General features: G+C 71.6%; 16 protein-coding genes. 6 read left to right on the top strand and 10 right to left on the bottom strand.

Annotated features, from left to right (window positions below; translation table 11 throughout):
• Window positions 1-92: 92 nt before the first annotated feature.
• Window positions 93-1,316 carry an MFS transporter gene (locus tag DEJ24_RS00550; RefSeq protein ID WP_111076830.1) on the top strand — a complete coding sequence of 408 codons (1,224 nt, stop codon included), beginning with the start codon at window positions 93-95 and terminating at the stop codon, window positions 1,314-1,316.
• A 12-nt stretch (window positions 1,317-1,328) separates the two neighbouring features.
• On the opposite strand, the gene DEJ24_RS00545 is transcribed toward DEJ24_RS00550, so the two are convergent.
• The 8 genes from DEJ24_RS00545 to DEJ24_RS00510 all read right to left on the bottom strand — a co-directional run bounded on the left by DEJ24_RS00545 (window position 1,329) and on the right by DEJ24_RS00510 (window position 9,999).
• The gene (locus DEJ24_RS00545) at window positions 1,329-2,546 is read right to left on the bottom strand and encodes an ATP-binding protein (RefSeq protein WP_111076829.1); all 1,218 of its coding nucleotides are present in this window, start codon (window positions 2,544-2,546) and stop codon (window positions 1,329-1,331) included.
• Window positions 2,547-2,619: 73 nt separating this feature from the next.
• Window positions 2,620-2,982 carry a monovalent cation/H(+) antiporter subunit G gene (gene mnhG / locus DEJ24_RS00540; protein WP_111076828.1) on the bottom strand — a complete coding sequence of 121 codons (363 nt, stop codon included), beginning with the start codon at window positions 2,980-2,982 and terminating at the stop codon, window positions 2,620-2,622.
• Entirely contained in the window at window positions 2,979-3,377 is a 399-nt protein-coding gene (locus DEJ24_RS00535; RefSeq protein WP_181432842.1) for a hypothetical protein, read from the bottom strand. The genes mnhG and DEJ24_RS00535 overlap by 4 nt, the downstream gene beginning before the upstream one ends.
• On the bottom strand, window positions 3,374-3,955 hold the full coding sequence (locus DEJ24_RS00530) for a Na+/H+ antiporter subunit E (protein ID WP_111076827.1): 582 nt from the start codon (window positions 3,953-3,955) through the stop codon (window positions 3,374-3,376). Before DEJ24_RS00530 ends, DEJ24_RS00535 begins: the two co-directional genes overlap by 4 nt.
• A complete protein-coding gene (locus DEJ24_RS00525; RefSeq protein ID WP_111076826.1) occupies window positions 3,952-5,685 on the bottom strand; it encodes a Na+/H+ antiporter subunit D in 1,734 nt (577 codons plus the stop codon). The genes DEJ24_RS00530 and DEJ24_RS00525 overlap by 4 nt, the downstream gene beginning before the upstream one ends.
• On the bottom strand, window positions 5,682-6,164 hold the full coding sequence (locus DEJ24_RS00520) for a Na(+)/H(+) antiporter subunit C (protein ID WP_111076825.1): 483 nt from the start codon (window positions 6,162-6,164) through the stop codon (window positions 5,682-5,684). Before DEJ24_RS00520 ends, DEJ24_RS00525 begins: the two co-directional genes overlap by 4 nt.
• Entirely contained in the window at window positions 6,161-9,031 is a 2,871-nt protein-coding gene (locus DEJ24_RS00515; protein WP_111076824.1) for a Na+/H+ antiporter subunit A, read from the bottom strand. The genes DEJ24_RS00520 and DEJ24_RS00515 overlap by 4 nt, the downstream gene beginning before the upstream one ends.
• A gap of 164 nt (window positions 9,032-9,195) precedes the next feature.
• The gene (locus tag DEJ24_RS00510; protein ID WP_111076823.1) at window positions 9,196-9,999 is read right to left on the bottom strand and encodes an SDR family NAD(P)-dependent oxidoreductase; all 804 of its coding nucleotides are present in this window, start codon (window positions 9,997-9,999) and stop codon (window positions 9,196-9,198) included.
• Between the two features lie 52 nt (window positions 10,000-10,051).
• Between DEJ24_RS00510 and DEJ24_RS00505 the strand changes: the two genes are divergently transcribed.
• The 5 genes from DEJ24_RS00505 (at window position 10,052) to DEJ24_RS00485 (ending at window position 14,685) form a co-directional block, all read left to right on the top strand.
• Complete coding sequence (locus DEJ24_RS00505; RefSeq protein ID WP_111076822.1) at window positions 10,052-10,819, top strand: SDR family oxidoreductase; 768 nt, start codon at window positions 10,052-10,054, stop codon at window positions 10,817-10,819.
• A 73-nt stretch (window positions 10,820-10,892) separates the two neighbouring features.
• Window positions 10,893-11,522 carry a DedA family protein gene (locus DEJ24_RS00500; RefSeq protein ID WP_111076821.1) on the top strand — a complete coding sequence of 210 codons (630 nt, stop codon included), beginning with the start codon at window positions 10,893-10,895 and terminating at the stop codon, window positions 11,520-11,522.
• A gap of 69 nt (window positions 11,523-11,591) precedes the next feature.
• A complete protein-coding gene (locus DEJ24_RS00495) occupies window positions 11,592-12,494 on the top strand; it encodes an SMP-30/gluconolactonase/LRE family protein (protein WP_258374571.1) in 903 nt (300 codons plus the stop codon).
• 17 nt (window positions 12,495-12,511) lie between these two features.
• On the top strand, window positions 12,512-13,663 hold the full coding sequence (gene rlmC / locus DEJ24_RS00490; protein ID WP_111076819.1) for a 23S rRNA (uracil(747)-C(5))-methyltransferase RlmC: 1,152 nt from the start codon (window positions 12,512-12,514) through the stop codon (window positions 13,661-13,663).
• A gap of 335 nt (window positions 13,664-13,998) precedes the next feature.
• Window positions 13,999-14,685 carry a transglycosylase family protein gene (locus DEJ24_RS00485; protein ID WP_111044597.1) on the top strand — a complete coding sequence of 229 codons (687 nt, stop codon included), beginning with the start codon at window positions 13,999-14,001 and terminating at the stop codon, window positions 14,683-14,685.
• Window positions 14,686-14,812: 127 nt separating this feature from the next.
• On the opposite strand, the gene DEJ24_RS00480 is transcribed toward DEJ24_RS00485, so the two are convergent.
• Window positions 14,813-15,847 (bottom strand): LCP family protein, encoded by a 1,035-nt coding sequence (locus DEJ24_RS00480; RefSeq protein ID WP_111076818.1) that lies wholly within the window; start codon window positions 15,845-15,847, stop codon window positions 14,813-14,815.
• 76 nt (window positions 15,848-15,923) lie between these two features.
• Window positions 15,924-16,343, bottom strand: coding sequence for a MarR family winged helix-turn-helix transcriptional regulator (locus tag DEJ24_RS00475; RefSeq protein ID WP_111076817.1), 420 nt, complete (start codon window positions 16,341-16,343; stop codon window positions 15,924-15,926).
• Window positions 16,344-16,427 lie beyond the last annotated feature (84 nt).

The raw sequence follows: 16,427 nt of genomic DNA, 5'->3' as shown, positions 1-16,427 counted from the left end.
GTGTATCTACCGGACGCCGGCACCCCGGCGGACAGCGGCGGCACCCGATGGGTCCGCTCCACACGAGTGGGCCGAGAAGGCACACCCCCACCATGCTCCAGGCGCGTTCCTCCGGCGCTTCCCTGATCGCCCTCGCCGGGCGGTCCTACTTCCCCATCGCCTTCGTGGCGCGACTGCCGTTCGCGATGATGGTCGTCGGCGTGCTGACGCTCGTCGTCGCCGCACGCGACTCGGTCGCCCTCGGTGGCATCAACTCGGCCTCGGTCGGCATCGGCTCGGCGCTGTTCGGGCCGCTCGTCGGCGCCGCCGCGGACAAGTACGGGCAGCGCGCCGTGCTCGTGCCCGTCGGCCTGGCCAACGCCGTCCTGCTCGGGGCGCTGCCCTTCGTCGTGCAGGGCAGCGCCCCGGCCCTGGCCGTCCTGGCGATGTCGTTCCTCATCGGGGCGAGCGCACCCCAGGTGGCGCCGATGTCCCGCACCCGGCTCGTCGCGATCATCCGGAACCGGATGGAACCGAAGCGGCACGAGCGGGTCCTCAGCGGCACCATGGCGTACGAGTCCGCCGCCGACGAGACCGTCTTCATCGTCGGACCGTTCCTGGTCGGCGTCCTCGCGAGCGCCATCGCGCCGTGGGTCGCCGTCGCCGGTGCCTCGGTGCTGACGTTCGTGTTCGTCACCGCGTTCGCCCTGCACCCGACCGGTCGCCTGACCCTCGGGCATGCGTCCGACCCGCGTCCGGCACCGGCCCGGCAGCTCCTGCGGCCCCGACTGGTGGTGGTCGTCGTCGGCATCCTCGGCATCGGGTTCTTCTTCGGGTCGACGCTGACCGCGCTGACCGCGTTCATGGCCGACCACGGCGGGTCCTCGCGGGCCGGGTTGCTCTACGGCCTGATGGGCATCGGCTCGGCCGGGCTCGCGCTCGGGTCGGCGGCGTTCCCGCGGGCCTTCCGGCTCGGTTGGCGCTGGCTGCTGTTCGGCGTGGTGCTGCTGGCATCCGCGATCGTCTTCGCCACCGCGGACTCCGTGCTCGCGGTCGGGATCGTCCTCGCCGTGATGGGGATCGGCATCGGCCCCACCCTCGTCACCCAGTACAGCCTGGGCTCGGACCGGTCGCCGGTGGGCCGTTCGGCGACCACCATGACGATCCTCGGCTCGGCGGTCATCGTCGGGCAGTCGATCGCGAGTGCGGTCGTCGGTGAGGTCGCCGAGCGTGCCGGCACCCCGGCCGCGATGGCGTTCCCGGCGTTCTCGGCCGCCGTCGTCGTGCTGGCCGGTGCGGCCAACCTGGTGCTGTCCCGCCGGGACGCGCTGCGCTGACGGGCGGTTCGTTCAGCTCGGCCGAGGGCGGCGACGGACCTCAGGAACGATCAGATCCGGGATTGCGCGGAGCATGAACTGGTCGAAATCCGGGACGGTGAAGGCCGCATACCCGTGCTCCGGCGTGAACAGCAGACCCATGTCGATCAGTTCGGCCCGGGTAGGGCCCAACTGCGTCGACTCGCGGAGCATGACGCGCGCGACTTCAGACGCTTTCTGGGCCTCCGGACCCAGCTCCGCCATTGCGCGCATGTAGGCGGTCTGCAGTGGCGTCGCTCGGTCGAGTCGGACGCGGAAGAACGACGAATCGAGCTTTGCCAGGTACGCCTCCTTGGCGGTTGAGACGTCATCGGCGGTGATGCTCCCGCCTTCCGCGATCTCCCAAGCCTGGTAGCCGAGCTCCTGGATGAAGTAGGGGTAGCCCTTCGTGATGGCGAGCGCCTCTGTGACCGCGGCAGATTCAAACACCACCCCTTCACGTTCGGCTGGAGCGATCAGTGCCTCGCGTGCGTCGTCGTCGCCGAGGGAATCGATCAGGGGGAACCGGAACAACCGTTCCGCGTAGGACTTCGCATCGCCCGCGAGTTCGGCGATCTGTGGGAGCCCTGCACCGACGAAGGTCACCGGCAGCTTGCGCTGCACGGTCTTGTGCATGGCCTGGATGAGTGCCTCGAGCTGTGCCTGGTTGAGGAACTGGACCTCGTCGATGAGGATCGCGACCCCTCGTTCCTTCTCCCTGGCCGCTTCTCCGACCGCGACGAGGACGTCGGTGAGGTCGAGTGCGAGGTCCCCGTGGTCGCCGAGGCCCTCAGCAGCCTCGACGTCCCACGTCAGAGCCCAGGACCCCTCGTTCGTGACGTTGACGGAGAACGCGGTGAGCACCTCGGCTGCTCGCTGCGCTCGTTCCCCCCACCTCTTGCGCGGCGAGATCTGGAGAAGCGCCGACCGCAGGGACGACGCGATCATCTGACGGAAGCGATCGTCGCCCCGCTTGCTCGCTTCGATCTCCACGACTTCCCAACGAGCCTGTCGGGCGAGGTCTGCGAACTCGTTCAACAGGACTGTCTTGCCGACCCCTCGCAGGCCGGTCATGATCATCGACTGTTCTGTGCGTCCGCGCGCGAGGCGCTCGAGGAGGACAGTGAAGGACCTCGTCTGCTCTGCTCGTCCAGCGATGATCTCGGGTGTCGCTCCCGCGTTGGGCGTGTACGGGTTCCTGATGCTGTCCATCGCGACCCATGTTACGGAGTTTAGTGCGCTTTATCTAGGGCTCATAAAACAATCACAACTGCCAAAACCCGAGTCACTCGGTGTCGTCGACCAGCAGGTCCTCGTGCCGGTAGTCGCCCGAGCGCAGTCCGGCGCGGGCGATCATGTGCGTCGACACCGGCACGAGTGCGAGCTGGAACACCATCGCCGGGATCACCATCCACAGCACGGACCAGGTCCACACGGCGACGACGACGGCCGCCAGGCAGCAGGCGAGACCGAGGACCTGCGGCTTCGACATCGCGTGCAGTCGGACCAGCGGGTCGGGGAACCGGACGATGCCGATCGCCGCGCCGAGTGACAGCGCAGCCCCGACGAGCAGCAGCGCGAGGGCGATCCACGCCCGGATGCCGGCGTCGTCGAGGAACGCCTGGAGCATGTCCGTCATCTCGGTCATCGCTGCCCTCCCGCGCTGTGGCCGTCGTCGGTGGTGTGCGCGTCGTCCGCAGCCTCTTCGTCTGCTGCCTGCACGGCGTGCTCCGGGGTGGTCGCGTCCATGCCCTCGTCCTCGGGGTCGGTCGACGGGGTGACCGCGCGCGCGACGGCGACGGTCGCGAAGACGCTCGTCGCGGCGATCACGACGAGCACCGGCACGGCGCTCGCGTCCTGGCGGACGACGATCGATGCGGCGATCACGAGCAGGACGGTGGTGAGCACCATGTCGGACCCGATCATCCGGTCGAGGATGGTGGGGCCGCGGACGATCCGACCGACCGCGAGGACGAGGGTCGCGCCGAGCAACGCCAGGACCAGGGCGATCCCGACCGCCATGACGACGACGGCGGCGCTCACCGGACCACCTCGGGCAGCGGTTCGGACAGCTCGGAGACGTCCTGCGCCGACCCGATCGCACGGATCACGAGCGCCTCGATCCGGTGCGCTTCCCGTCGGGCGGCGTCCACCTGCTCGGGGCGCTCGGTGTCGAGCACGTGGAGGAGCAGGCGTCGACGGCGCAGGTCCTCGTCGATGACGTAGGAGCCGGGGACGAGTGAGATCGCGATGGTGGACAGCGTGAAGGTCATCTCCGACGTGGTGTGCAGCTGGACGAGGACGATGGAGCTCTTCCGGACCCCTCGTGGCCGGACCGCGACCCAGGCGACCCGGAACGACGCGAGCACGACGTACCCGGCCCAGACCAGCAGGAACCACACGACGTGCACGATCGAGAACCGTGCCGACAGCGGGACCGGCGGCAGCGGCAGCGACTGGGTGACGAGCAGCGCGACGACGACGCCGCAGAGCAACGTGAGCGGTGACCAGTTCCCCCAGAGCAGCGCCCACAGCACCGTGAGCCCGGCGACGAGCGGCACGTCGTAGCGCCACGCCAGCGCCATCCGGCGGGCGTTCGTGAAGCGTCGGACGTCGGTCATCGCGCGTCACCCCCGAGGACGGCCTGCACGTATCGGTCCGGCGACTCGAGGGACTCAGCCGCACGCGTCGCGTAGCCGTAGAGGGGCCCGGCGAGGACGGTGAGGGCGACCGACCCGAGGACGGCGACGGTGGTCACGACGACGAGCATCGGCGGCAGCTTGGACCGGGCGTGCTCGGTCGACGGTGCGTCGCCGTGGTCGTGGGCGTCCGACCGCGTCGGGTCGTCGAGCGTCGCGACCGAGCCGTCCCCGGCCGGGGCGCGGACGACCGCGGCCGGCGCACCGGTGTCGGACGGGCCTCCTGTCCGGCCCTCGGTCTCCGTCTCGGGGACCGTGACCGGCGCGGGTTCCGGTGCACGCAGGTGCTCGTGCGGCTCGGCGACACTGGCGTGCGGGGCGGCGGCCTCGGCGGCCGGCTTGGGGCGCCAGAAGGCCGCGTCCCAGACGCGCATCAGCGCGTACAGGGTCAGGAGGCTCGTCACGACCCCGGCGCCGATCGTCACGTACGCGAGGGGAGAACCGTCCTCGGCCGCGGCCCGGAACAGACCGAGCTTGCCGATGAAGCCGGAGAACGGTGGGATGCCGCCGAGGTTGAACGCCGGGACCAGGTAGAGGGCCGCGAGCAGGGGCGCCGTCTTGAGCAGGCCACCGAGGGAGCGCGTCGAGGTCGTGCCGCCGACCCGTTCCATGAGGCCGGAGACGAGGAACAGCGTGGTCTGCACGACGATGTGGTGCACCGTGTAGAACACCGCGGCCGCGGTGCCGACCACCGAACCGAGTCCGATGCCCATCACCATGAACCCGATGTGACTGATGAGCGTGAAGGACAGCAGCCGTTTCACGTCGGTCTGCGACACCGCGCCGAGCACCCCGACCACCATCGTCAACACGGCGACGACGAGCAGGACCCCGTTCAACTGCGGTCCGGGGAAGATGATCGTCTCGAGCCGGATGATCGCGTAGATCCCGACCTTCGTGAGCAGACCAGCGAACACCGCGGTGACCGGCGCCGGGGCGGTCGGGTACGAATCCGGCAGCCAGAACGCCAGCGGGAACACGGCGGCCTTGATGCCGAACCCGATGAGCAGCATGGTGTGCAGCAGCAGCTGGACGTGGTCCGGCAGCTCCGCCACCCGCTGGCTGATCTGCGCGATGTTCACGGTGCCGGTCGCGCCGTAGACCAGGCCGATGGCGGCGAGGAAGATCGACGACGCGATCAGGCTCGTCACGATGTAGGTGGTTCCGGCGCGGACCCGCTGCACACTGCCGCCGACGGTGATGAGCACGTAGCTCGCCACGAGCAGCATCTCGAACGCCACGTACAGGTTGAACAGGTCGCCGGCGATGAAGGAGTCGAGCACGCCCGCCGCCAGGACCAGGTACGTCGGGTAGAAGATCGTGACCGGGGCGTCCTCGTCGTCGTCGGCCAGGCCCTGCCCGATGGAGAACAGCAGGACGACGAGCAGCACCGAACTCGACACCGTCAGGAGCAGGGCGCTCAACCGGTCGACGACGAGCGAGATGCCGTACGGAGCCTGCCAGCCGCCGACCTGCACGACGATGGTGCCGTGCCGGTCGACCAGCACCATGAGCGTGACGGCCACCGCGACCGCGATGACGAGCACCGCGACCGTGATGGCGCGCTGCAGCTGCTGGTGGCGGAGGAGTCCGAGGGCGACGGCGGCTCCGAGGAGCGGGACGAGGACCAGGAGCGGGACGAGGAAGGTCACGGTGCGGGCCTGCTCTCGGTCGGGTGTGGGGCCGTTTCGTGCGGGTCGTCCGCGTCCTCGGGGGACTTCGGGTCGTACCGTCGGGGGCTGTCGTCCTCGGCGAGCTCGGGGTCGTCGTCGGCGGGGTCGGCGCGGTCGGTGCGGATCGCGACGTCGGCCTCGTCCACCTCGACCTCGTCCGCACGCGACAACCGCCAGGAGCGGTGGATGAGGGCCAGCAGGAACGCGCTGACCGCGAAGGTGATGACGATCGCGGTGAGGGCGAACGCCTGGGGCAGCGGGTCCGTGATCCCCTCGGCCGACTTGCCGATCGGCGGGTCACCGGCCGCGCCGGACATCGTCAGCAACAGCAGGTTCAGGGCGTTGCCGAGGAGCAGGAACCCGAGCAGCATCCGGGTCAGGGACCGTTCGAGGAGCAGGTAGACGCCGCACGAGAACAGCACGGCCATCGCGATGACGAGGACGAGGGTGACGGTCATGCGGGTCCCTCCAGGGTGTCGGCGGTGGGGACGCGGCGGTCCTCGAGGCGCTGTCGGTCGACCTCGGCCCCGAGCGAGCGGAGCACGTCGAGCACGAGTCCGACGACGACCAGGTACACGCCGATGTCGAAGAACGTGGCGGTGACGAACTCGACGTGGCCGAGGACCGGGACGGTGGCCTCGAAGAACTCGGAGTACAGGGCGTCCTTGCCGAAGAACATCGGCGTGATCGCGGTGATGCCGGCCGTGGCGACCCCGAGGCCGAGCAGTCGCCCGGCACGGATCGGTGCCGCGGCCCCGAGTTCCGCCGGGCCCCCGGCCAGGTACCGGGCGGCGAGGGCGACACCGGCGACGAGACCGCCCGCGAAGCCACCACCGGCCGAGTTGTGTCCAGCGAAGAGCAGGTAGACCGACAGCACGACGAGCCCGTGGAACAGCAGGCGGACGACGATGTCGAGCAGTGCCGAGCGTCCGGTCGGGATCGCGGCGCTCGTCGGCAGCCAGGCCCGCGGCTCGCCGTCGGCCCGGTCGTCACCGCTCGCGACCGAGGCCGGCATGTCCCGGAGTCGCGGCAGGGTGTCCTCCCGCGACCGCACGAAGATCAGGCTCGCGACACCGGTCGCCGCGGCCACGACGACGGTCAGCTCGCCCAGGGTGTCCCAGCCGCGCAGGTCGACGAGGGCGACGTTGACGACGTTGAGGCCGTGCCCGAAGGAGCTGGTCAGCGCCGGCAGGTCGGGCCAGAGCGGCTCGGCGGTGCGGGCGGACGCGGCGACGACGACCACGATCGCCAGGGTCAGGCCGGCGAGGGCGGCGAACAGTGCCCGGAGCACCCGGAAGCGCGACGGGTTGGCGGTGCCGATGCGCGGGGGCAGGCGACGCAGCACGAGGACGAACGCGATCAGGGTCACGGTCTCGACGACGAGCTGGGTGAGCGCGAGGTCGACGGCGCCGTGCAGCAGGAACAGGATCGCGGTGCCGTACCCGGTCACGCCGACCAGGACGGCTGCGGCGAAGCGGGTCTTCGCGGCGAGGACGGCGATCGCGGCCATCGCCATCACGACGACGACGGGCAGCTGGCCCCAGGTGTCGGCGAACCGGATGTGGAAGGCCCAGGGACCGCCGACGACCAGGTTGGCGAGGGCGCCGGCGACGAACACCGACAGGATCACGGTCAGGTAGTAGGGCAGCGAACCGCGCTGCAGGCTGGCGGTCAGCCAGGTCGCGAACCGGTCGAGCCCGCGCATCATCCGTCGGTAGTTCGCGGACGCCGAGGGGGAGCCGGCCAGGCGGTGCTGCACGGCCTCGACCCGCGTGCGGAGCAGGAACAGGACGCCACCGCCGACCAGGGTCAGGGCGGAGATGCCGAGCGCCGGCTCGAACCCGTGCCAGAGCGCCAGGTGCGGGACCTTGCCGCTGCCGTGCCGTGCGGCGGTGGCGGCGGACTCGAAGCCGTGCGCGACGAACGGGGTGGCGAGCCCGAGGACGAGCCCCGCGACGCCGAGCACCGTCGGGACGACCCAGAGCCCGTGCAGCGCGTGCGGCTCGGTCTGGGCGACCCCGGACTTGCGGGCGAAGGTGCCCCAGAAGAACCGGCACGAGTAGGCGACGGTCAGGATCGAACCGATCGTGACACCGACGAGTGCGACCCAGGCCCACCCGGCGTCCGCACCGTGCAGTTCCTCGAGGAAGCCGCCGAGCACGGCCTCCTTCGCGACGAAGCCGATGAGCGGCGGGATGCCGGCCATCGACGCCAGCGCGAGCACTGCGACGGCGGCGAGCCCGGGTAGACGGCGTCCGACACCGCTGAGCTTCCAGAGGTCCCGGGTCCCGGCGACGTGGTCGACCGTGCCGACGACCAGGAACAGCGTGGACTTGAACGTGGCGTGGGCGACGAGCAGGACGACCCCACCGAGGGCGATCTCCGGTACACCCCATCCGGCGGCGAGCACCAGGAACCCGAGCTGGGCGACCGTTCCGTACGCGAGCAGCAGCTTGAGGTCGGTCTGCCGCAGGGCCCGGTACCCGCCGACGAGCATGCCGAGCACCCCGAGCACCGTGATCGTCTCGCGCCAGCCGTCGAGCAGCGCGAAGGCCGGGGCCAGCCGGGCGACCAGGTAGATGCCGGCCTTGACCATCGCGGCGGCGTGCAGGTAGGCGCTGACCGGGGTCGGCGCGGCCATCGCGGCGGGCAGCCAGAAGTGGAACGGCACGATCGCCGACTTCGTCAGCGCACCGACCAGGACGAGCATGACGGACACCGAGACGGCCGTGCCGGTCGGGGGGGCGGCGATGATCCCGGACAGCGACGTGGTGCCGGCGGCGACCGAGATCACGACGAGCCCGGCGAGCATCGCGAGCCCACCGGCGGTGGTGACGACGAGGGCCTGCATGGCCGCGGCCCGGCTGGCCCGCTTCACGGCGTCGTGTCCGATGAGCAGGTAGGAGAAGACCGTCGTGGCCTCCCACAGGACGAACAGCACGATGACGTCGTCCGCGATCACCAGGCCGTACATCGACCCGGCGAAGGCGGTCAGGACGCCGGCGAACCGTCCGAGCCCGGGCTCGTCGTCGGGGAAGTACGAGGCGCAGTAGACGAGCACGAGCGCGCCGACCACGGTGACCACGAGGGCGAGCACCCACGACAGGGCGTCCACCCGGAACGCCAGGTCGAGTGCGAGCTGTGGGATCCAGCGCACGCGTTCCGTGACGCCGTCGCCGAGTGCCGGAGCGGTCTGGATCAGGGTGAGGACCGCGGCAGCGGTGGGGGCGAGGGCAGCGACGAAGAAGACGCGACGCCCCAGCAGGGGGGTGAGTGCGGGGACGACGAGTGCGATGACGCCGAACGCGATGAGGACGGTGAACACAGGGGCACCTCCTCGGGGGTCGGGCTGCAGTCCGGCTCTCTTGGCACCTCACAGCCTACGGAGAGCCGCATGAGCAGATCCTGTGCGAGCGGACAGGGTCCGCCGCGGTGGTCCAGACTGCCTCCGACTCTGCCCGCTCGCCGAGGCGACCGCCCGGGTCCGGATCAGCCCTCGTACGCCCGCGACGGGATCTGGGTCGCGAGCTTGCCGCCCGACACGTCGAGCAGCGTCCCCGTCACGTACCCGGCCAGGTCGCTCGCCAGGAAGAGCAGCACGTCCGCCACGTCGTCCGGCGTCTCCCACCGCCGGATCGACAGCGTGTCGAGCAGCCGGTCCTGTGCGGCGGCCGGCATGGTCGCGAAGCCGTTCATCGCGGTCGGCACCATCCCCGGCGCGTACGCGTTGACGGTGATGCCCCACGGCCCCAGCTCGGATGCCAGGACCCGGGTGAACTGCACGACCGCCGCCTTCGACGCCGCGTAGGCCGCGCTCCCCACGCTCGGCACGATCGCCGCGAAGGACGCCGCGTTGATGATCCGGCCGCGCCCCGCCCGCTGCATGACGGGCGCCACCGCCTGGCTCATGAGGAAGGTCCCGCCGAGGTTCACGTCCATGCACCGTCGCCAGGCGTCCCACTCCAGGTCGACCACCCGTCCCTCGACGTTGATCCCCGCGTTGTTGACGAGGACGTCGACGGTGCCGTGCCGGGTCACCACCTCGTCCACCGCGGCGCGCACCGACTCCGGGTCGGTGACGTCGCAGGCGAGCACCTCGAGCGGGTGGGCGCCGTCCGGGACGCTGGACGGGCCTCCCGGCTGGTCGTCCGCCGCGTGGTCCGCGAGCGCCGCCGCCAGGTCGAGCGCGACCACGTGCGCGCCCTCGAGGCGGAACCGCTCCGCGATGGTCCGGCCGATCCCGCGGGCGGCGCCGGTGACGATCACCACCCGGTCGCTGAGGTCGAGGTGCATCGGTCGCTCCTTCGGGGCGTCCGTCGACGCCGACGCGTCTACTGTCCCACCCATGACGGACGACGGCACGGCAGACCAGCGCACGACGGACCAGCCGGCGACGGACGACCGCGTCCTGTGGGTCACGGGCGGCGGCAGCGGCATGGGTGCCGCGGCCGCGCAGGTGGCGGCACGGTCGGGCTGGAGGCTCGTCCTCAGCGGGCGTCGCACCGACCGTCTCGACACGGTCGCCGCCGGCATCCGCGCCGCGGGCGGCACCGCGGACGTCCTGCCCCTCGACGCCACCGACCCGGACGCCGTCACCACGGCCCGCGACACCCTCCTCGGACGGCACGGTCGGATCGACGGGCTCGTCCTGTCGGCCGGGCTGAACTCCCCACGGCGGCGGTGGGACGACCAGTCGATGACCGACCTCCGGGCCGTGATCGACACGAACCTGACCGCGGTGGTGCAGGTCGTCGACGCGGCGCTCCCCGCCCTCCGGCGCTCCGGCGGGGTCGTGGTCGTCGTCTCCTCGTACGCGGGGTGGTCGTCGCAGCCGGGCGCGGGCGTGGCGTACTCGGCGAGCAAGACGGCCCTCGGCCCGGTCGTCCGCACGCTCAACCAGCAGGAGGCGCACCACGGTGTCCGGGCCACGCACCTCTGCCCGGGGGACGTCGCGACGGACTTCCTCGACCAGCGCCCGAGCGTGCCGGACGCCGCGGCACGTGCCGTGATGCTCACGCCGGAGGACGTCGGCCGTGCTGTCGGGTTCGTGCTGTCCGCCCCGGCACACGTGCGGATCGACGAGCTCGTGCTCTCCCCGGTGTCGCAGCGCTGAGCGCGCGCGGTCCGGCGCAGGACCTGGGATGATCGACAGCGGTGCGTCCGACTCGTGCCGCGGAGGGTGACCGGTGGACGCAGCAGAACAGGTGGTGCTGCAACTCGTCGGCACCCCGTGGGCGTTCCTGGTCGTCGGCCTGGTGCTCGCCGTCGGCAGCATCGCGGTCTTCCTGCCCAGCCAGGCGATGGTCGTCGCGATCGGCACGCTCCTGGTCGGCGGTGACGGCGGACTCCTGCCCGTGCTGCTGCTGATCGTCGCGGCCACGATCGGCATGGTGCTCGGCGACCTCGCGCTCTACCAGCTGGCCCGGTCGGTCGACCTCGGCTCGAGGTCCTGGTTCGCGCGGCCGAAGGTCAGGAAAGCGCGGGAGGCGATCGACGAGCGCTACCGCGCCGCCCCCGGTCGCATCGCCGTGCTCGGGAGGTTCATCCCGATGGGCCGCCTCACCACGAACCTCGTCGGCGCCGACAGCGGTCTGGACGTCCGGCGCTTCCTGCTCAGCTGCGCGCTCGCCGACGTCGTCTGGGCCGCGTACTGCGTCGGGATCGCTGCGGCGACCGGGCACTGGAGCCGGGACCAGCCGTTCCTCGTGACCGTGCTGGCCGTGGTGGCGTCGATCCTGCTCGGGTTCGGCATCTCCGCGGTCGAGAAGGCCCTGCGGCGGCGGAGCGCGGCGGCCGCGGCCGCTGCGACGGTCTGAACCGTCGGGGTCGCCGGCCCAGCGGGGTGCGCGCGCACTAGCGTGGTCGCACCGTTCGAAGGAGAACCCGTGCCGAGCCTCACCGACCTCGTCCCCGACCCCACCGCGCTCGAGACCCTGCACACCGGCAGCACGTGGGCCGAGGGACCGTGCTGGATCCCGGCCACCAGGACGCTCCGGTGGTCGGACATCCCCGGAGACCGCATCCTGCAGTGGTCCGCCACGGACGGCACGGTGTCGGTGTACGCCGACGGGGTCGAGTTCACCAACGGCCGGACACTCGACCCCGACGGCTCGGTGGTGCAGTGCTCGCACGGACACCGGCGGGTCGAGCGTGACCGGGACGGCGTCGTCACGCCGATCACGACGCGGTGGGGTGCGGTCGCCTACAACTCCCCGAACGACGTCGTCGTCGCCCGCGACGGCAGCGTCTGGTTCACCGACCCGGCCTACGGCATCACGCAGCCGCGCGAAGGCTACCCCGGGGAGCGGGAGTACGGCGACCACTGGGTGTTCCGCTGCGGCCCGGCCGGCGAGGACCTGCGCCCGGTCGTCCTCGACGTCGACGAACCGAACGGGCTCGCGTTCTCACCCGACGAGCGCGTCCTGTACGTGGCGAGCTCGGACGGCGACCGCCCGGTGATCCGCGCCTACGACGTCGTCACCGACGCTCCGGCGGCGTCCGGGGTGCCCGGGGTGCGGGTGAAGAACGGCCGCGACCTGGTGCGCTTCGCACCGGGCGAGGGTGTGCCGGACGGTCTCCGCGTCGACGAGGACGGCCGGATCTGGACCTCCGCCGCGGTCGGGGTGTTCGTGTACACGCCGGACGGCACCCGGATCGGGACCGTCCCGGTGCCCGAGGTCGTTGCGAACCTGTGCTTCGGCGGTGACGACGGCCGCGACCTCTTCGTCACGGCGACGACCTCGGTGCACCGCATCCGGACGACCACCCGGGACGCTGCCCGCCGCTGACGTATCCTGACTCGGCCATGCAGTGCGACTACTTCGACCGCGGGGTCTGCCGGTCGTGCACCCTGATGGGTCAGCCATACGGAGACCAGGTCCTCGACAAGGAGCTCCGCACCCGCGAACTCCTGCACGACGCCGTCGACGCCGCGGGTGGCCCGGGGACGGTCGAGTGGCTCCCGGCGATCACCAGCCCCGAGTCCGGCTACCGCAACAAGGCGAAGATGGTCGTCGGCGGCACCGCGCAGCAACCCACCGTCGGGATCCTCGACGAGCGGCAGCGCGGGGTCGACCTGCGGCACTGCGGCATCTGCACGCCCGGCATCCAGCGGGCGCTCCCGGTCCTGGCCGACTTCATCGCCTCCGCCGGACTGATGCCGTACGACGTCCGACAGCGTCGCGGCGAGTTGAAGTACGTGCTCGTCACCGAGTCGCCGGACGGCGAGCTGATGGTCCGGTTCGTCCTCCGGAGCGAGGGGCAGCTGCCACGCCTGCGGAACCGGCTCGGCGACCTGCACCGGGTCCTGCCGCAGGCCGTCGTCGTCACCGCGAACCTGCTGCCCGAGCACAAGGCCGTGACCGAGGGGGACCGGGAGGTCGTCCTCACCGAGCAGCAGACCCTGCCGATGCGCCTGGGGCCGGTGACGATGCACCTGCGCCCGCAGAGCTTCTTCCAGACGAACACCACCGTCGCGACCCAGCTGTACGCGCAGGCGTCGGAGTGGATCGACGAGGTCGGTCCGGCCTCGATGTGGGACCTGTACTGCGGTGTCGGCGGGTTCGCCCTGCACGCAGCACGCCCGGGTCGCGCGGTCACCGGCATCGAGACCAGTCGTGAGGCGATCGTGTCCGCCAAGCAGTCCGCCCGCGAGGCCGGCCTGACCGACGTCCGCTTCGCCGCCGACGACGCGACCGCCCACGCCCTGCGCGCCCGGCCCGGCACCACCCCCGAACTCGTCGTCGTCAACCCGCCCCGACGCGGCATCGGCGCCGAGCTCGCGGGGTGGTTGGAGACGTCCGAGGTCCGGCACGTCGTCTACTCCAGTTGCAACCCCGTGACGCTCGCACGCGACCTCGCGGTGATGCCGTCGTTCCGCCTGCGACGGGTGCGCGTGCTCGACATGTTCCCGCAGACGGGGCACCTCGAGGCCGTCACGCTGCTCTCGCGGGGCTGACGGACGGGAGGCGGCTCGCGGTGCCGCCACGGGCCTCCCGTCCGTCCTCGGTCGCCCGGATCCGCGATTGCCAGGGAATTCGGAAGGTCGTGTACCCGGGTACGTCCGATCGCCGCGCCCATGGGCATCGAGACGTTCAGGTTCGCGGCGGGGTACATAGCACTACTGGGTAGAACCGTTGGTCTCGGTTTGATAACGAGCATGGATTTCCTATGGTGGCCCACCGTGACGCCGGCGCGGAGGCTGCCCCCGGTGACACCATCAGACTGACCGCGATCGGTCGGGGTGGGCAGCCGGCGTCGGGAACGACGATGCGACCCCGGTGGAGCAACGACATGAAGAACCACACCCGAACCCGCGCCCTCGTCGGCGGACTCGCCTTCGCCGGCATCGCCGCCACGGGCGTCGGTCTCGCAGCTGCACCGGCCAGTGCGGCCGACGGCTCGACCTGGGACGCCCTGGCAGCCTGCGAGTCCAGTGGCAACTGGGCCACGAACACCGGCAACGGCTACTACGGCGGACTGCAGTTCTCGCAGAGCACCTGGGCCGCCAACGGTGGCACCGGCAGCCCGGCCGGTGCGAGCCGTGCGACGCAGATCGCCGTGGCCGAGAACGTCCTCGCCTCGCAGGGCTGGGGCGCCTGGCCCGCGTGCTCCGCGAAGCTCGGCCTGAGCGGCACGAGCGGCGCGGCCCCCGCCCCGGTCGCCCAGCAGGCGGCTCCGGCACCGGCTCCGCAGGCTGCTGCCCCGGCGGCACCGGCCCGTCAGGCTGCGCCGGCACCGCAGGCGGCGGCCCCGAAGGCCGTCGCGAGCACGCCGGCACCGTCGGCGACCGCGACCAAGCCCGCCGCCGTGCCGACCAGCGGCAAGACGTACAAGGTGGTCTCGGGCGACACGCTCGACACCATCGCGACGAAGCTCGGCGTCGAGGGTGGCTGGAAGCAGCTGTGGGCGGCGAACACGTCGACCGTGGACGACGCGAACCTCATCTACGCGGGACAGACCCTGCAGCTCCCGGCCTGACGCTCAGCGTCTCGCGCCGATCGGAAGCGCCCCACGACCTCGGTCGTGGGGCGCTCCGTCGTCCGGGCGGAGGGGGCGCCCGGAGTCATGGGCCCTCCGTGGGTCGTGGGACCTCCGGAGGCGCAGGTCATCCGGACGGGTGCGTCGCGAGCCAGTCCGAGAGGTCGTCGGAGCGCAACGCGATCGACAGGCTGGAGACGGCGGAACGGTCGACCCGCACGTACGACTGACCGTCGTCACTCGTGCCGCCGCCGGCCGACGGCAGCGTCGTGGTGGCCAGGTCACCCGCGCGGAAGTCCCGGAGCGACCACCCGAGTCCGACGAGTCTCGAGAAGTCCAGGCCGGGGTCCACGGAGAGGTACTCGCTGGTCGAGGACACGAACTGCCGGATCCTGCCCGGGCTCGTCAGGGTGTCCTCGGACAGGACCCGCTGGACGAGGGCCCGCATGAACGCCTGCTGGTTCCGCACCCTGGTGTGGTCGGCATCGGCGAAGGCGTAGCGCTCCCGGACGAAGGCGAGGGCCGCGGCGCCGTCCAGGTGGTTCGGGCCGACCGTGAAGTGGTGCCCCCGCGCGTCGAACGCGGTCGACGAGTCGACGGTGACACCACCCAGTGCGTCGGTCATGCCGGCGAACCCGGCGAAGTCGATCTCGGCGACGTGGTCGATCCGGACATCGAGGAGCTGCTCGACGGTCTGCACGGTGAGTGGGGCGCCTCCCCAGGCGTAGGCGGCGTTGATCTTCGCCTCGCCGTGGCCCGGGACGTCGACCCAGGTGTCGCGGAGGATGGACAGGAGGGTGATGTCCTGCCGATCGGCCGGGATGTGCGCGAGCATCAGTGTGTCGGATCGTCTGCCGGAGACGCGATCACCGTCAGGGTCCTCGTGTGCCCGCGAGTCCGACCCGATGAGCAGGACGTCGACCGCGTCGCCGTGCTCGGACGGGCGTGTGCCACCGGGGAAGGGGTCCTCGAGCACGGTCCGGCCGGCGTCGTACCGCTGCGCGAGGCCGCCGATGAACGTGGCGGCGACGACGGCGAGCACCGCGGCGACGGCGGTGAGCGAGCCGACCGTCACGACGAGGGCGACGAGGAACGGCCGTCGGCGTCGGCGTCGTACGGAACCGGCGGAACGTGCGGATCGGGCGGCGCGGCGGCCGGACATGCGGGCTCCCTGGCATCAGGTCGGCCCTGATGCCGACCCTACCAGCGTGTCACATCCTGCATATCAGACGCAAGTGTCACCGTGCGGGAGGCGCACTCCTCGAGTTGGCGAGGATGGCCCCGAGCCGGGCGCGGAGCTCCGGGTCGTCCGGCAGGACCTCGCGCTCGATGTGCCGCGCGGTGTCCCACATCTCCCGCCCGTGGTCGGTGACGGTCACGAGTCGCCGGCGGCCGTCCTCCGGGTGCGGGCTGCGCTCGATCATCCCGTCGCGTTCGAGTCGCTCGAGGGTGCGGGACATCGTCTGCGGCTGCACCCGGGCGGTGCGGGCGATGACGTCGGCGCCGGTCGGGCCGTTCCGCAGGGCGATGTCGAGTGCGATGAGGGCGGCGTGCTGCAGTCCGATGGCCCGGAGGCGCTCGTCCCACTCCCGTTCCACCGCGCGGGAAGCGGCGGCGAGCAGGCGTCCGATCGGCCACTGCGCGGACTGGTCCTCCATGGTCCGAGTCTACGGTGGGGCTGACGACGTGCCTGGTGCGGAGCGGAAGTGATCAGCATGCTGACGATCGGTGTACGCTCGCCG

The organism is Curtobacterium sp. MCPF17_001 (genome assembly GCF_003234615.1).
GTDB lineage: Bacteria > Actinomycetota > Actinomycetes > Actinomycetales > Microbacteriaceae > Curtobacterium.
The sequence above is the reverse complement of the archived record's forward strand: the minus strand, read 5'-3'. Positions and strand labels throughout refer to the sequence as shown.

What these genes read in the sequence shown, in the direction of transcription:
- DEJ24_RS00475 (WP_111076817.1), bottom strand. Translation starts at nt 16,343, where the DNA reads ATGGAGGACCAGTCCGCGCAGTGGCCGATCGGACGCCTGCTCGCCGCC.
- DEJ24_RS00520 (WP_111076825.1), bottom strand. Translation starts at nt 6,164, where the DNA reads ATGACCGTCACCCTCGTCCTCGTCATCGCGATGGCCGTGCTGTTCTCG.
- DEJ24_RS00550 (WP_111076830.1), top strand. Translation starts at nt 93, where the DNA reads ATGCTCCAGGCGCGTTCCTCCGGCGCTTCCCTGATCGCCCTCGCCGGG.
- DEJ24_RS00530 (WP_111076827.1), bottom strand. Translation starts at nt 3,955, where the DNA reads ATGACCGACGTCCGACGCTTCACGAACGCCCGCCGGATGGCGCTGGCG.
- DEJ24_RS00545 (WP_111076829.1), bottom strand. Translation starts at nt 2,546, where the DNA reads ATGGACAGCATCAGGAACCCGTACACGCCCAACGCGGGAGCGACACCC.
- DEJ24_RS00510 (WP_111076823.1), bottom strand. Translation starts at nt 9,999, where the DNA reads ATGCACCTCGACCTCAGCGACCGGGTGGTGATCGTCACCGGCGCCGCC.
- rlmC (WP_111076819.1), top strand. Translation starts at nt 12,512, where the DNA reads ATGCAGTGCGACTACTTCGACCGCGGGGTCTGCCGGTCGTGCACCCTG.
- mnhG (WP_111076828.1), bottom strand. Translation starts at nt 2,982, where the DNA reads ATGACCGAGATGACGGACATGCTCCAGGCGTTCCTCGACGACGCCGGC.
- DEJ24_RS00480 (WP_111076818.1), bottom strand. Translation starts at nt 15,847, where the DNA reads ATGTCCGGCCGCCGCGCCGCCCGATCCGCACGTTCCGCCGGTTCCGTA.
- DEJ24_RS00505 (WP_111076822.1), top strand. Translation starts at nt 10,052, where the DNA reads ATGACGGACGACGGCACGGCAGACCAGCGCACGACGGACCAGCCGGCG.
- DEJ24_RS00485 (WP_111044597.1), top strand. Translation starts at nt 13,999, where the DNA reads ATGAAGAACCACACCCGAACCCGCGCCCTCGTCGGCGGACTCGCCTTC.